General features: G+C 62.6%; 12 protein-coding genes. 8 read left to right on the forward strand and 4 right to left on the reverse strand.

What is annotated here, in order from left to right:
* Positions 1–74: 74 nt before the first annotated feature.
* The gene (locus tag VLU25_08715; GenBank protein ID HSR68010.1) at positions 75–2879 is read right to left on the reverse strand and encodes an insulinase family protein; all 2805 of its coding nucleotides are present in this window, start codon (positions 2877–2879) and stop codon (positions 75–77) included.
* 152 nt (positions 2880–3031) lie between these two features.
* Here VLU25_08715 and VLU25_08720 point away from each other — a divergent pair, with 152 nt between their 5' ends.
* Together VLU25_08720 and VLU25_08725 are read left to right on the forward strand one after the other, a co-directional pair.
* On the forward strand, positions 3032–3640 hold the full coding sequence (locus VLU25_08720) for a sigma-70 family RNA polymerase sigma factor (protein HSR68011.1): 609 nt from the start codon (positions 3032–3034) through the stop codon (positions 3638–3640).
* Complete coding sequence (locus tag VLU25_08725) at positions 3637–3882, forward strand: zf-HC2 domain-containing protein (protein HSR68012.1); 246 nt, start codon at positions 3637–3639, stop codon at positions 3880–3882. Before VLU25_08720 ends, VLU25_08725 begins: the two co-directional genes overlap by 4 nt.
* Positions 3883–3954: 72 nt before the next feature.
* Here the strand turns inward: VLU25_08725 and VLU25_08730 are convergent, their stop codons facing one another.
* Both VLU25_08730 and VLU25_08735 read right to left on the reverse strand, forming a co-directional pair.
* A complete protein-coding gene (locus VLU25_08730) occupies positions 3955–4896 on the reverse strand; it encodes a lysophospholipid acyltransferase family protein (protein HSR68013.1) in 942 nt (313 codons plus the stop codon).
* A gap of 10 nt (positions 4897–4906) precedes the next feature.
* Entirely contained in the window at positions 4907–5305 is a 399-nt protein-coding gene (locus tag VLU25_08735) for a thioesterase family protein (GenBank protein HSR68014.1), read from the reverse strand.
* Between the two features lie 65 nt (positions 5306–5370).
* On the opposite strand from VLU25_08735, the gene VLU25_08740 reads away from it, so the two are divergent.
* The 4 genes from VLU25_08740 to VLU25_08755 are packed head-to-tail and all read left to right on the forward strand — an operon-like array spanning position 5371 to position 9129.
* Positions 5371–5787: an OsmC family protein gene (locus tag VLU25_08740; GenBank protein ID HSR68015.1), complete on the forward strand. Its 417-nt coding sequence runs from the start codon at positions 5371–5373 to the stop codon at positions 5785–5787.
* 39 nt (positions 5788–5826) lie between these two features.
* Positions 5827–6528 (forward strand): class I SAM-dependent methyltransferase, encoded by a 702-nt coding sequence (locus VLU25_08745; GenBank protein HSR68016.1) that lies wholly within the window; start codon positions 5827–5829, stop codon positions 6526–6528.
* Positions 6525–7343: a PhzF family phenazine biosynthesis protein gene (locus VLU25_08750; protein HSR68017.1), complete on the forward strand. Its 819-nt coding sequence runs from the start codon at positions 6525–6527 to the stop codon at positions 7341–7343. The genes VLU25_08745 and VLU25_08750 overlap by 4 nt, the downstream gene beginning before the upstream one ends.
* A 40-nt stretch (positions 7344–7383) precedes the next feature.
* Positions 7384–9129, forward strand: coding sequence for a CRTAC1 family protein (locus VLU25_08755; GenBank protein HSR68018.1), 1746 nt, complete (start codon positions 7384–7386; stop codon positions 9127–9129).
* A gap of 192 nt (positions 9130–9321) precedes the next feature.
* Here VLU25_08755 and VLU25_08760 read toward each other — a convergent pair whose 3' ends face one another.
* The gene (locus tag VLU25_08760) at positions 9322–10938 is read right to left on the reverse strand and encodes a GWxTD domain-containing protein (protein HSR68019.1); all 1617 of its coding nucleotides are present in this window, start codon (positions 10936–10938) and stop codon (positions 9322–9324) included.
* Between the two features lie 315 nt (positions 10939–11253).
* Here VLU25_08760 and VLU25_08765 point away from each other — a divergent pair, with 315 nt between their 5' ends.
* Both VLU25_08765 and VLU25_08770 read left to right on the forward strand, forming a co-directional pair.
* On the forward strand, positions 11254–14685 hold the full coding sequence (locus VLU25_08765) for a TonB-dependent receptor (GenBank protein ID HSR68020.1): 3432 nt from the start codon (positions 11254–11256) through the stop codon (positions 14683–14685).
* A 118-nt stretch (positions 14686–14803) separates the two neighbouring features.
* Positions 14804–15482, forward strand: a 679-nt coding sequence (locus VLU25_08770) for a tetratricopeptide repeat protein (protein ID HSR68021.1), incomplete at its 3' end; no start/stop codon positions are given.

Raw genomic sequence — 15482 nt, forward strand, 5'->3', positions numbered from 1 at the left:
GCAACCTGCCTCAAAGGACCGAGCGGAGACAAGCCTGGTGGGAGGCGCATCCTTGCGGCGATCCAGGAACTGCCTCACCGCGGCGACGTGTCGCCATCCTCCGAGTCGTCCTCTTCCTCCTCCTCCGGCGGCGGAAAGTAGACGGCAGCCAAGGCCTGCAGATCAGCCGGCTTGGCTTCGCGCACAGCATTGATATAGGCCCGCTCGAAGCGGGTGGCTTGGCCGGCCAGAATATTGCGGGCCAGCTCAAGAGTGTAGTCGGCGCCCTGCTGCTGGAGGCGGTGGAAGTCGGTAATGGTGGAAACCAGCGCGTAGTTCCAGGTCAGCGGACGGATGACGGCATTGCGCAGTCCGGCCAGGCGGGCCACAATCTGTCTCTGGGCCGCCTCGGCGTCGGCGGGATCGGTTTCGGCGAGGGCGAAGAGCGCGCCTTTGCGCTGTGCCGCCTCGTGCAGCATGCGCACCGAGACGCTTTCCTGCTCCTCTTCCTGCAACAGCACCTGCAGGCGTCCGCCCACGCCCTGCAACAGGTTCTGCAGGATGTCCACCATCCACTCCTCGCGGGTCCCCTTGGCGGGTCCCGTGTAGCCCACGATGATCTGTCCTTCCCGAACCACCGTCACCACTTCTTCCCCGGCGCTCTCGGGACGCCTGGACTCGCTCTCGTACCCGTACTCGTCGATCTGGCGGCGTCCCAGCGAGACCGACTCCAGGCGGGAGTTGCTGAGGCGCGAGATGAAGGGACGAACGAAAGTGGTGCCGTTGAAATCGCCGCGCACCAGGATCCAGGGATGGCGCCGGTCGATCTTTTCCTCCTTCCAGGCCCGCACCTGCTCCATCCCCAGCGAGGCCACGGAGGCCGAGGTCCCATAGCGGCTCTTGCCGTAGGGCTGATTGAGGAAGAGCTGGCGCCGCGTCCATTGCAGGTCGCTCTCCAGTTCTCCTTGACCCTCCAGTTGGCGGGCCAGCAGGCGCCTTTTCTCGCTCTCGACTTTGTCGTCGGCCAGCTCAGCCTCGCGCAACCATTCCAGCAAGGTGCCGAAGAACTCGCTTCGGTAGGCAGAGAGCAGGGTGGCGCGATAGCCGAAGAAGTCGGTCTCGTTGACCACCTCGATGTCGGCGCCCATGGCTTCAAGGCGTTGCAGCGGCAACTGGGGAGACTCTTCGTCGCCTCCCCGCAGGAGCGCCCGCAGCAGCAGTTCGGTCACTCCCGAGGCCTGCTCGGCCTCGTCCACCCGTCCGCCGGTAAAGAACAGGCCCAGATCAACCAGAGGCAGATCATGCTGTTCTTGCAGGAAAATCTCCGGACCGCGCAGGACCGAAGTGCGCTTCATGTCGCTGCGGTCGTAGCTGGGAGTGAAGGGGAAGTCCACTGTCAACCCCTCCGCGCTGGCCTCCGTTTCGGGGACGTTCATGATTTCGGTCTGCTTAGCCAGGGAGCTCTTAACCAGCACCTCCATAGTCTGAGCGAAAGAGGCGCTGTCAAAGGTGCGCTCTTCCGCCGAGTTGGGGAAGTGCTCCAGCAGAGCCAGCCGTGAGACGTCAAGATAGCGCCGGGCCGCCTGGCGCAGGTCGGCGGCGGAAATGGCGGCCACCTTGGAGGGGAAGGCGTCGCGGGCCTTGTAGTCCCCCGCCGCCTCGGCCCGCGTCAAGGCTTCCGCCCGGCCCTGCAGCGACTGCAGGCGCTGATGGAGGGAGCGCACCAGTTGGGCTTTGGCCCGCTGCAGCAGGAGCGGGGTGAGAGGATTGGTGCGCAGGACCTCCATCTGGGTCAGCAAGGAAGCTTCCGCTGCATCGATATGCTGCGGGTCAGCAGCTACTTGAAAAGAAAGCAAGCCGCCGCGGGCCAGAGCCAGGCTGGAGATTCGGGCCGACAAGGCCTGCCCGCTCTCCTCCAGGTAGCGTCCCATCAGCGACCCACGGCCCATTCCCAGAGCGCTCTTGAGCAACTCGACCTTGAGGTGATCGGAATGGGCCCACCCCACCGTGGGCAGGCCCGCCAAAACGAGGTGCCCGCCGTCTCCCTGGCGAATATGGCGAAAAGCCAGTCCCGAAGCCGCCGCCACCTGGCCGATGGAAGGCGCGCTGGTGATTCGCACAGGGGTCCCCGAGCCCTTGCGGGGAGCATGCTCGTCGACCAGCGTTTTGAGAACGTTCTCGGCGAACACGGATCCTGTAATGCAGAGGATGACGCGCTCGGGCAAGTGGGTCTTTTCGAAGACCGTCTTGACCGCCGCCGCGAGATCTCCCGCCGCCAAGGCTTCGACTTCTGCCCGCCCCCAGGCGGGCCAGTTCTTGGAGAGGGCTCCCATTTCCAGCAGTTTCGCGCGGGCTCCTGCCAGCGGCTGGCTTTCCCTCAAGCGGGCCGACTCGCGCATTTCGCTCAGGACGCCGTTGAGTTCCCCGGACTGGCCGGAAGGGGCGGTCCAGAAGTCGGCATGAGCCTCGAGGGCGCGGGGCAAGGACCGTCCCGGCGCCAGCAGGACGTAAAAATTCCGGTCGGCATCGCTGGAGAAGAAGACTTTGGCGCCCCGTTCGTAGGCCGCCTGCGATTCCGCCAGGCGGCGCTGCCAAAGGCGCCCCAACACTTCGGCTGCCGCCAACTCGGTAGCGTTCAGCCCGCTGTTGTCGACATAAGCGGTGATGGCAGCCACCGGATAAACATGGTGCTCTTCGATGAGCAAGGTCATTCCGTTGCGCAGCACCGCCCGGGTGAAGTGCCCGTCGCTCTCGTATTCCTGAAAGGCACGAAAATGGGGCGGGCCGCTGATGATGCGGGTTTGAGCCGCCAGGGTGAGAGTGGCCGAGAGGAAAAGGAGGGCTCCCAGCAAAAGCCTGAGAGCGGTTGAGCCAGGGCGATACAGTGGTGAGGCGGACATACGCCCCATCCTATCAAATCGCGGTCTTCCGCTAATGAAACCTCGCCCCCGCAAGCTGCGTCTTGCTCACTGCCGAGAGTTTATTTGCGAACCGGGCCCGGCGCCGCCCCGGGCGGACCACACGGCCGGTTTGCTATGATTTCAGATGGGTAATGGCGAACTTGAAACCAACCATGGAGTCGGACGAGTTGCTGGAAGGCCTCAAGCAGCGCGATGCTGAGGCCATCGATCAGCTTCTGTTGCAGTATTCTCGTCCTCTCTTCGGCGTGATCCTGAACTACACCAAGAATCCCTCGGATACGGAAGAGGTCTTGCAGGACACCTTGCTGAAAATCGTCCGCAAGATCGACACCTTCAGGGCCGAAAGCGACATCTGGCCGTGGATGAAGCGCATCGCCATCAACAACGCCATCATGTGGCTGCGCAAGCACCGTTTGACCCGCGAACACGAGACTCAACTGGAAGACGGCTATCCCCAATATGCCAAGGACGGAACCATACAGTATCCGGTCTTCGGATGGTCGGTCGATCCTGAAGAGGTGGCGCTCAATTCCGAGCTTTCCGACCAACTCCACGACGCCATCCAGTCGCTCCCCTATCAATACCGTGTCCCGCTGGTTTTGCGGGATGTAGAGGGATATTCGATCAAGCAGATATCGTCCCTTCTCACCCTCAAGGAGGCCACCACGAAGACGCGCATTCACCGCGCCCGGCTCTTTGTGCGGGAGAAACTCTCGAATTACTTGAATGGGGCACTATGAACGAAGACTTCTTGAAGTGCAGAGATTGCGTAGACCTGTTGCTGGACTACATCGACGGCAATCTGCCGGAGGAAATGAGCGAGCGGCTGGACGAGCATTTCGAGGCCTGTCCGCCTTGCAAGAATTTCCTCAGTACCTACAAGACGAGCACTGAAATGATGAACCGGCTTGAACGGCGCAACGTTCAGGTTCCGAGCGAGTTGCACGGTCGTCTCAAGGCTTTTCTGCGCAACAACATGTAGGCTGCGCAACTCGCCAACTCGCCAGGTCCAACCCCCAAAGGGCGGATCGACGCCGGGAACTTTGCGAGTTGGTTATCGGGCGTTGGGAGTTGCCCCCTCAGGGGCATAGGGATTGCCTTCCGGCTGAGTGCGCCAACGGCGATGTCCCCATAGCCAATGAGCCGGGGAATGACGGATGGCCTCTTCGATCAGGTGGTTGAAACGGGCGGTAGCCTCCCGCAAGTCCTTGTCATGATCCCCGCTGGGTGAAAAGCGCAGCGGCGGATGGAAGCGGATCTTCCAATAGCCCGGACGTCCGTCCGGATGAATGAACCCCGCCACCACCGGAGCACCGGTCTTCAAAGCCAGGGCCGCCAATGCCGAACTGGTGCAGGCCGGCCTCCCGAAAAAGGGAGCGTAAACTCCGTCCTTTTCCTGCACGTTCTGGTCGATCAAGAAACCGACGTCGCGTCCTTGCTGCAAGCGCTTGAGCACTTTGCGCAAGGCTGACTGTTTGGGGATGACCTCGTTGCCGCAGGCTTCGCGGCGCCGGTTGAGCCAGCGGTTGAGCCCCGGCAGGTCAAGGGGACGCACCAGAAAGCTGAGCGGACTTCCCAGCAATGCGTGGGCTGCCGGCAACAGTTCCCAGGGCCCCACGTGAGCCGTCAGAAAGAGGATGCCTCCGCCCTCCTGCCGGGCCTCGAGGTAGTGCTCGAGCCCGTATCCCTCCTCATAGCGCACCCGCTCTTTCAATTGCCGGCGATCGAGCCGGCCCAGGCGGCTGATTTCCACCGCCAGGTCGCCCAGTTGGCGAAAGCTCTCCCTCAGCACGCCTTCCCGCCAGGCCGGCGATTCATCGGGGAAAGCGATGGAGAGGTTGATGAGTCCGATGCGGCGATGCTTGGCGTCCAGCCGGTAAACCAAGCCGGCCAGAGCGCGGCAGAGGGCGCGGGCCCACAGGTAAGGGAGCAGGCGCAGGAAGAAGAAAAACCCCCTCACCAAAAGCTCCGTCAGCCCTTCCAGCAGCTTCTTCACGCCCTTTTTCTCACTCAAAATACTTGCGGAAGGTCTCGGGGAACACCTTGGCCCGCCCCTCCCGGTTGGTGACCACGTGCTTGGTGTAGCCGCGGGCCAGTTCATCCCGGCTCCCGGCATGCAGAATGCGATAGTCGAAGGTGATGGTCCGGCTGCTCACCCGTTCGACCCGAGTGCGCACCACAAAGTCCTGGTCGTAGCGCAGTGCCCGCCGGTAGCGGCAGAAAGCCTCCACCACCACCATGAAAGAGTCCGACTCGCGTTCCATGCGCTCGTAGGTGAATCCCTTGTGGCGGCAGTAGTCGGTGCGTCCGACCTCGAACCATACCAGGTAATTGGCGTGATAGGCCACGCCCATCTGATCGGTCTCTGAGTAGCGCACCCTCATCTTAGAATCGCAGTAGTCCATACTTCTCCTCGCTGGCGGCGCCAGGGCGCCTTCCCCAAGTACAGACCCTATGGTAATTTGCTTGCATGACGCAGAAAAAGCCTCCGGTCGAACTGGACATGGAGTGGAAAGGCGGAATGCGTTTCCAGGCCGTCGATGGGCAGGGCGTGACGCTGCATCTGGACGGTGACGGCCAGAGAGGCTTCTCGCCCATGAAGGGGTTGTTGGCCTCGCTGTGCGGCTGCATGGCCATCGACGTGGTCATGATCCTGCAGAAGATGCGCCTGCCCCTGCGAGGTTTGGAGGTTTCGGCCAGGGGCATACGCAACGACACCGAGCCCCGCTATTTCAAGCGCCTCAGCCTCGATTTCCGCTTCAGCGGAGAGGTGCCGCAAGAGAAGGCCGAGCGAGCCGTCCGCCTCTCTTTCGACAAGTACTGCAGCGTCTTCCACACCCTTCGCGACGATATCGACGTCAGCCACAGCATAACGGTGGAGTCCTAAGACCCGCCATCGCATTGCCTCAAAAGGAGGACCGATTTCATGTCTCCTATGACACTCTTGACCCGCTGCCTGCTGGCCCTCGTGCTGCTGACGAGTTGGGCCGCGCCCGCCGCCGCTCAGCAGGAGAGCGTCAAGCCCGGCATCAACGAAAGCTGGAAGAGCGACGACATCGATCCGCTCATCGGCCGCTTGGAGGCCGAGGACCGCGAGATCTACGCTCACCGCTCCGCCATTGCCACCCTGGTGGGTCCTCCCCCTGGAAGCGTCGTGGCGGACGTGGGGGCGGGATCGGGCTTCATGGTCGAGGAGTTCGCCCGCCTGGTGGGACCGCAAGGCAAGGTCATCGCCCTCGACATCAACGCCGCCATGATGCGGCACGTGAGCGAAGAGGCGGCCGAGAAAGGACTCGACAACGTGGTGGCCAGGGTAAGCGGAGAACGGGAGGTGACGCTCGAGCCCCAGTCGGTCGACATCGTCTTCATCAGCGACACCTACCATCACTTCGAATATCCCCAGAGCATGATGGAGTCGATCCATCGGGCGCTGCGCCCGGGGGGACAGTTGATCGTGGTCGACTTCGAGCGCATCGAGGGCCAATCCGAGGACTGGGTGCTGCAGCATGTGCGGGCCGGACGCGAAGTCTTCAGGCAGGAGATCGAAGCTGCGGGATTCCAACTGGTGGGCGTCCACGCCGCCAGTTTTCTGAAACAGAACTACGTGCTGCGCTTCCTTAAGAAATGAAGATTCCCCTTTATCAGATCGACGCCTTCACCGACCGCCCCTTCGCCGGCAATCCCGCCGCTGTCTGCCCTCTTGAAGAGTGGCTCGAGGACGAGGTGATGCAGTCGGTGGCGGCCGAGAACAACCTCTCCGAGACGGCCTTCTTCGTGCCTGAAGCGGACGCCTGCCATCTGCGCTGGTTCACTCCCGAGATGGAAGTGGAACTGTGCGGGCACGCCACCCTGGCCTCGGCCTGGGTGCTGTGGAACCGGCTGGGCCTGGAGGCGCCCGTCATCTCCTTCCGGACCCTGTCGGGGACGCTTACCGTAGAGCGCCTGGAAAACGGCCTGCTGGCCATGACGCTGCCGGCGGCGCTTCCCCGCACCAGCTTCAAAACGCCTCCACAGCTCAAGGAAGGCCTGGGCGCCGAACCTCAGGAGATCCTGGTTGCGCCCTACGGAAGCGAGCGCAACTTCCTGGCGCTCTTCGCCCAACCCTCTCAAGTGGCCGACTTGCGTCCCGACTTCCCCGCCCTGGCTCAGATGGAGAAAACGGGCGTCATCGCCACCGCCCCCGGCGGTCAGGGCGACTATGCCGACTGCGACTTCGTTTCCCGCTACTTCGCCCCGGGATTCGGCATCGACGAAGATCCGGCCACCGGTTCGGCCCACGCTACCCTGGCCCCCTTCTGGGCTTCGCGGCTGGGCCGGGATGAACTCTTCGCCCGCCAAATTTCCAGGCGAGAGGGCAAGATCTGGTGCCGCACCGAAGGCGACCGGGTGGTGGTGATGGGTCAGGCCGTCTGCGTCATCGAGGGCTCGGTAGAGCTTTCCTGAAGAATGGCGCCAACCCGATGCGTGGTAGCATGTCGAATTGATGAACAGGCCGAGGATCAGGCTCCGCACCCTGCTGCTGATTGCGGCCATCATGGCCTTTCTTCACGGCCAAAGCGAAGTACCGCCTTCCTTCAGCTTCCGCGACGCGGCCGCCCAGGCCGGACTGGACCAACTGACCGTCTACGGCGGACGCGACACCAACAAGTACCTGCTGGAGACCACGGGCTGCGGGGCGGCCTTGATCGACTACGACAACGACGGAGACCTCGACGTCTACCTGGTCAACGGCTCACGGCTGGAAGGCTATCCGCAGGGGAAGGCTCCCACCGGACACTTCTACCGCAACCGGGGCGACGGCACTTTCGAAGACGTCACCGAGGCATCGGGTCTGGCGGTGGCGGGCTGGGGACAGGCCGCCTGCGTCGGCGATTACGACAACGACGGCTGGGAAGACCTCTTCCTGACCTTCTACGGCCAGAACCGTCTCTTCCGTAACCGCTCCGACGGCACCTTTCAGGAGGTCACCGAAAAGGCCGGCCTGGCCCAGGACCGCCTGCGCTGGAACGTGGGATGTTCCTTTCTGGACGGAGACAACGACGGTCATCTCGACCTTTTCGTGGGCAACTACATCGATCTCGACCTGGAAACCGCACCCACCCCCGACTCCGGCGCCTGCCGCTATAAGGGCGTTCCGGTGGCCTGCGGCCCTCCCGGACTGCAAGGCGGCACCAACCTCTACTACCGCAACCGGGGCGACGGCACTTTCCAGGACGCCTCCCGATCCTCGGGCATCGCCGCCGCCAACGGCACCTATGCACTGGGGGCGGTGACCGCCGATTTCAACAACGACGGCTGGATGGATATTTACGTGGCCAACGACAGCAATCCGGCGGCCCTTTATCAAAACCAGGGCGATGGAAAGTTTCAGGACTTGGGCATCCTGGCCGGGGTGGCTTTCAGCCAGGACGGCAAGCCTCAGGCCGGAATGGGCGTCTCGGCGGGAGACGTCGACAACGACGGCGATATCGATCTCTTCAAGACCAACTTCGCCGAAGACACCGTCAACCTCTATCTCAACAGCAATCAGGGTTTCTTCGAAGACGCGACCTTCAAGGCCGGGCTGGGGATCAACACCCGTTTTTTGGGATGGGGCTGCGGACTGCACGACTTCGACAACGACGGCTGGCTGGATATCTTCGAGGTCAACGGCCACGTCTATCCCGAGGTCCTCAACCTGGGGGACTCGACCTCTTACCAACAGCGCAAGGTGATCTACCGCAACCTGCGCAACGGACGCTTCGAGGACGTCTCGGAGAAAGTGGGCAGCGCTGTCATGCAGCCCCGAGCTGGAAGGGGAGCGGCTTTCGGCGACATCGACAACGACGGCGACATCGACGTCGTGGTCAACAACGTCCACCAGCGTCCCAGCCTCTACCTCAACGAGGTGAAGGCGCCCCACAACTGGGTTCAAGTGCGTCCCCTGGGCAGCGCTTCCAACAAGAGCGGCATCGGGGCCCGCGTCCGCCTGCGGGCGGGCGGACTGACCCGAGTCGACGAAGTGCGCAGCGGCGGCAGCTACTACTCGCAAAACCAACTGCGCCTGCACTTCGGATTGGGAATGGCGGAGAAGATCGATTGGATGGAGATTCGCTGGCCCGGAGGCAAAACCCAGAGGTTCGAAGACCTGCCCCTCAACCGAATCCTCTACGTCGTCGAGGGCCAGCAGCAGGTCTACCAGGCCCATCCAGGGGCGCAGCGAAAAGCCCCCGCGTCGACTCCTGACTAGCGCTGCCGGTCATAACTTCCAAGCCAGGGCCCTCCGTTCTTGTCCCTGACAGGGACAGATTCGCCAGCCCAAGGGTCAGCCGCGGCGGGCGCCAGCGAGACGACGGCGCCACCCTGGGTTTCAGACGGCCGAAAGCGTGGAATAACGCGGACAGGGGTGGTCAAAACTCCTGGCGCGCTGCAGTAGCGCACATCAACTTGTGGGGACGATGTTGAAGGTGCCCGAGACGCTCAAGTCTTGACCGGTGATGTGATCTTCGACTTCGACCTCGATGCTGTATTTCCCCTCGGGAAGATCCTTGAGCGGCAGACCCTTCACCAGCACCACCCGCTGGTCGGAATAAAAGAAAAGCGAAGTCCCCGCCACGTCTTCGATCTCGTGAACCGCCTGGCCGTCGCGCAAGATGCGGTAGGTGACGCCCAGGGCCGGACTCCGGGTGGTTTGATCGAGGGCGGCATTGTAGACCTGCATGTAAAGGCCCAGCGTGCCGCCCTGGGGGAAATTGCGGGTCAGGGTAGGACGCACGATGAGATCGCCCAGGATGAACTGCTGCTCCTCGAAATCGGCCGGGACGGTATCGGCCTGGCGGATATAGTCGGCCACCACCAGCGAGCTCGAGTCCAGGCTCTCGCCCTCGGCGGCGGGAGGCGTGATGCCCTGGTTGACGACGCCGATCTTGGCCCCGTTGACGTCCTTGGCCACCAGCGTGAGCTTATAGCGCATGCGTCCTTTGAGGGGCAGCAGCTTCTGGAAGAGGGTGCGGCCCGTGCGGCCCTTCTCGATGTCGCCGGGAGCGAAAGAGGCGATCAAATCCTCCTCGAATTCGGCTACCACCTTGTTGGTGATGGTGGAAACGATGCCGTAGACCACGATCTTGGCCACGTAATTGCCGTTTTCCATCTGAAAGGAGAGCTCCCGGTTGGGGAACTCGACCGTCACCGGCACCAGGTAGCGGTCTCCCGAGATGCGGAAGTAGTCCTCTTGCACCCGGTAGGGCAGGTCGTCGTAGTTGACGCTGGCGGAGACGGCCTGCTTGAGGTCGTCGTACTTCAAGTCGGTGGGCTGCTTGACGCGGGTGAAGGTCTCGTAGCGGGCGAAGACCGAGTCCTGAGCGCGGTGGTGCATCATGGGATAGAGTTCCCGCGAACCTCCCGAGCGCAGTTGAGTGGTGATGCGGAAGTTGCGGTCGGCCATTCCGATGTTCTCGGCCCTGGTGTTGCCGTGGCCGGGAATGTAGAGGAACAGGTCCTTCTCGTTGGGATCGAGAGCCAGACGGTATTCGCCCGTCCAGGTGCGGTCGACGAACTCCAGCTCGATGTTGTCTCCGATTCCGGGCAGATGACGGTACCACCAGCGTTCGAAGGGATAGGTGGCGGTGGCGCCTCCGCCTTCGCTGAAGCGGCGCTCGTAGCCGCCTCCCGAGGGATTGCGCTCGATCTCGTCGGGGGCACCGTGAATGATGTAGATCCGTCCGCGATCGGTCTTCCAGCCGGCGAAGCCGCTCTTGAAGTGGTCGTTGGCGTAGGCGATCCGCCGGTAGTGCTCTTCCTTGTACTCGTTGCCGGGAGTGCGGGGATCGGGATCGCGGCGCAGCCAGAACTGCTCGATGAACTGCTCTTTTTCCTCGGCCGTCTGCAGCTTCTCAAAGATCTCCTTCTCAGCTTCGGTGATGATGTACTGGACGTCTTCATCCAGCCACTTCTTGTAGTAGTCGGTGCTCTCTTCCTGCCTGGCGCGCTCGTCGTCTTGAGCCGCCAGAGAGAACGTCCAAAGCAAGATCACCGGCACCAGGAAAAGTCTTCGGTCCATGGTCATTGCCCCGCTAGCATCGAGGGTTGGCAGTCAAGATCCCGAATTCTATCACAGCACATAGATGCTCCGACCTTCTCGATCTCTCATGACCGGATCGGGCGTGCAGAGCGCCTCCCGAGGTGAAGAAAAGATGGCTGCGGACACAGGTAAAATCGCGCTAAACCAAACAAAAATAAAGCTTGACAGGCCCTCGGCCCTGCACTATGATTTAGGGTCACGATTCTGCCCTCTCTTCCGACTTTACGGAGTTTCAGACAATAAGCACACGCAATTTCGAACGAAAGAAACAACAACTGTAAGGGAGGCCACCACATGAGGAACAAGACTTCCTCGGTCGCGACTCTAGTGGCAGCAATCGCGATCTTCTGTCTCGCCGGGGGTCTGGCTATCGGTCAGGCTGTTTACGGGACCATCACAGGAACGGTTACGGACGACACCGGCGGCGTCATTCCGGGTGCCGAAGTTGTCATCGAAGACCGGGCCAAAGGAACGTCATGGACGGTCATTACCGATGACCAGGGCAATTTCCGCAAGGAGCGTCTCCTGCCGGGCAGAGCCTACAGCGTCACGGTAGCGCTGGAAGGCTTTCAGACCTACGTCCAGGAGAACATCACGGTGACGGTGGACGAAGTCGTCGATCTGAGCATCCAGATGGTTCTCGGCGAATTGAGCGAGACGGTCACGGTGACGGGCGCTCCGCCCCCGCTCAAGACCGAGAAAACCGACGTTTCGGTTTCCTTCTCGCAGAAAGAGGTGACGGAGCTGCCGATTTTCGAGCGCAACTTCTCGCGCTTTCTGCTCCTGACGCCCGGAACCGGGCTGCTGACAGCCTTTCAGCACGCCTCTTCGGAGAATCCGCAGGGCGGACGACAGATCCAGGTCAACGGGCAGCATTTCTCGGGGACCGGCTTCGAGCTGGACGGGACTTCAAACCGCGATCCCATCCTGGGCATCATGGTCATCAATCCCACCCTGGAGGGAGTCACCCAGGCCAAGGTCACCTCGCAGAACTACGACGCCGAGTTCGGACAGGCGACGGCGGGCGTGGTGCAGGCCCAGACCAAGAGCGGAGGCAACGACTTTCACGGCAGCGCCTTCCTCTTCCGCCGCAACGACGAGCAGCAGGCCCGCAATCCCTTCAACCAGGCCACCCCGCTGGACCCGGCAGAGCCTGACAAGTTCATCCCCGACACCCTGTGGAATCAGTTCGGAGGCTCCATCGGGGGGCCCATCGTCCGCGACAGGGCCTTTTTCTTCTTCGATTATCAGGGAACCCGCCGCAAGAACGGCGGTTCGGTGCGCACCACCGTCCCCACCCAGTTGGCCCGCATGGGCAACTTCAGCGAGTACGGACGGGCCATCTTCAATCCCCTGACGGGGAATCCCGACGGCACGGGACGGGATGAGTTCGCCAACGGAATCATTCCGCAGAACCTCCTCTCGGCTCAGGCCCTCAACCTGATCAACCAGCTTCCGCTGCCGACCCAGCCGGGAATTCGCGACAACTTCACTGCGGGCGGCATCGAGGCCTTTGACGACGACGCCTTCAACGTGCGCGGCGATTGGGCCTATTCTCCCAATCTGCAGATCTTCGGACGCTACAGCTTCGCCGAGTTCGACCGCAGCGGACCGGGAGCCTTCGGCGAGGTGGTGGGCGGACCCGCCTTCGACAACATCTTCTTCGCCGGAACTTCGCGGACCCGCAACCAGAGCGTGGCCGCCGGTTTCGACTACACCCTCAGCCCCACGGCGCTGACCGACTTCCGCTTCGGCTTCTTCCGCTATCGCGTCGACGTGCTGCCCGGCGGCGTGGGAACAACTCCGGCCGCCGATGCCGGCATTCCCAACCTGAACAGCGTTGCCGGCGTCGATCAGGCCCCGATCTTCACTTCGGGCATGCCCTTCTTCGACATCCAGAGCGCCACCGGAGGCGTTCAGTTCGGCTACTCGCTGGGCGTCAACCAGTGCAACTGTCCTCTCGAGCAGTCGGAACAGCAATGGCAGTGGGTCAACAACTGGATCTTCACGCGCGGCGACCACACCCTCAAGTTCGGCGCCGACATCCGTTGGGCCCAGAACCGCCGCGTACCCTCCGACGCCCACCGCGCCGGGGAGCTGACCTTCAACGACAACCGCACCTCCAACGGGGGCACCGGCGGACTGGGACTGGCCAGCTTCCTGCTGGGCGACGTGAGCAGCTTCCGCCGCTTCGTCAGCCCCATCACGGACGCTGAAGAACGCCAGAAGCGCTGGTTCTTCTACGGGCAGGACACCTGGAACATCAACGAGAAGTGGACCTTCAACTATGGTCTGCGCTGGGAGATCTACTTTCCTGAAAGCGTGACAGATCCGGGTGAAGGCGGATTCTTCGACGTCACCAACGCCGCCGTCAGGGTGGCCGGAGTGGGCGGAGTCGGTCTCGACTTCGACGTCGAGAACAGCTACACCAACTTTGCTCCGCGTTTGGGCCTGACCTATCAGATAACCGACCGCTCGGTGCTGCGTATGGGATACGGCCGCAGCTTCGATCTGGGTGTCTTCGGATCGGTCTTCGGACACGCCGTGACCCAGAACCTGCCGGTACTGGCCGAGCAGTCCCTCAACCCGGTCAACGCCTTCGCCAACGTTTTCAACCTGGCCCAAGGACCGGCTACGCCGCCCTTCCCCCAACCGGGCTCGGACGGCACCTTCCCGGCTCCTGACGGCGTCGGATTCAGGGTGCGTCCCCAGCAGATGCGCCTGCCAACGCTGGACGCCTGGAACGTGACCTACCAGCAAGAGCTGACCAACAGCCTGGTGTGGGAAATCGGATATGTGGGCAACAAGGGAACCCACGTCTTCGCAGGCGACGGTCCCAACTACGACATCAACGCCCCCATCATCGACTCCAACCCGGCCGGGCCCGGGCAGTTCTCGCCCACCAACTCGCGCCGGCCTTTCTTCGCCGGACCGATCGGTTCGCTGGGCGGCCCCTTCGGCCTCAGCCAAGGGTTCTCTTACTTCGGCAACGACGCCAGCAACAACTACCACTCCATCCAGACCAAGCTGGAGAAGCGCTTTGCCGACAACTACTCGCTGCTGGCCCACTACACGCTGGCCCGCGCCCGCAACTACGACGGCAACTACTTCATCCACAACGCCGACCTGCAAGAGGGGGCCAATCCCTCGGTGCAGACCAGCGTCCTGGTGATCAACAGCCTGATCGAACTGCCTTTCGGGCAGGGACAGCCCTACGCTACCGATGCCAGCGGCTTGGCCGACGCCTTCATCGGCGGATGGCAGGTCAACTTCACCTTGACCGCCGCCAGCGGTAGGCCCTTCGAGCCCACCCACGCCGACTGCGGAGCCCTGCGCGATACCGGCCCCTGCCGACCCAACGTATCGGGCGATATCGACACCGGCGGAAGCCGCCGCCAGTACTTTACGACCTGCCCCAACGCCGACTGCAGCCAATCCTCGATTTACGGGATTCCCCAACCGGGAACCTTCGGAAACGCGGAGCGCAACCTGCTGCGGGGACCGGGCTTCTTCAACACCGATTTCTCCATTTTCAAGAACTTCGACTTGGGAGAAACGGCGCGCCTGCAGTTCCGTGCTGAGATCTTCAATCTCTTCAACACGGTCAACTTGAACAATCCCAACAACTGCATCAACTGCGACCCCAATAACGACGGCCGCATCACAGGCCTCGTGCAGGGCGCTGCCCAGCGCCGGGTCCAGTGGGCACTGCGCCTGGAGTTCTAAAGAAGTCCAAGCTGACAACCCGAGGCCCCCGTCTCCAGCGAGGCGGGGGCCTTTTTTACTCACCCCAGGGGCGGCGGCCCATCCGGTCCGCCCGCGGCAAGCTGCTACAATGACTGCTATGTTCGGGCGTCTCCTAACGATCTTCTTGTGCGTGGGCGGACTTTGGGCCCAGTCGGTACAGGAAGCCGACCAACTGCTGCGCCAGGGACAGCTCGAAGCCGCCCTCGAGATGCTCGAGACCCTGCCCCAGGAGGAAGCCGTGCTCACCCTCAGGGCCGACGCCCTCTATCGGCAGGGCCAGCACTTCCAGGCCGTGAAGGCCGCCGAGCAAGCCCTTCAGGTGAACGCCGACAACAAGCGCGCCACCCAGGTCATGGCGGCTTCCCTCTTCGCCCTGCGCCGTCTGCAAGAGGCTATCCCCCACATCGAAAAGGCTCGCGGCTGGTTTCCCGACGACCCCAGCCTGCTCGACATGGCTTCGGTGGCCTACGTGCACACTCGGCAACCCGAGCCGGCCCGCTCAGCCATCGCCGAGAAGTTCGGCCTGGCTGCCGATTCGGCGCCCGCTTATCTGATCACGGGCCGCATTTTCAGGGAAGGCGAGATCTGGGCCGACGCCATCGCCGTCCTGCAGCAGGCGCTGCGACTCGAACCCGATCTCCCCATGGCTCACCTCTACCTGGGCGAAGCGCTGATGGGACTCAACCGTCAGCAAGAGGCCCTGCCCCACTTCGAGCGCGAGATCGAGATCAATCCGGCCATGTGGATGGGCTACTACCGCAAGGCCGAGGCGTTGA

The sequence above is a fragment of the Acidobacteriota bacterium genome, from assembly GCA_035471785.1.
Classification (GTDB): domain Bacteria; phylum Acidobacteriota; class UBA6911; order RPQK01; family DATIPO01; genus JANQFM01.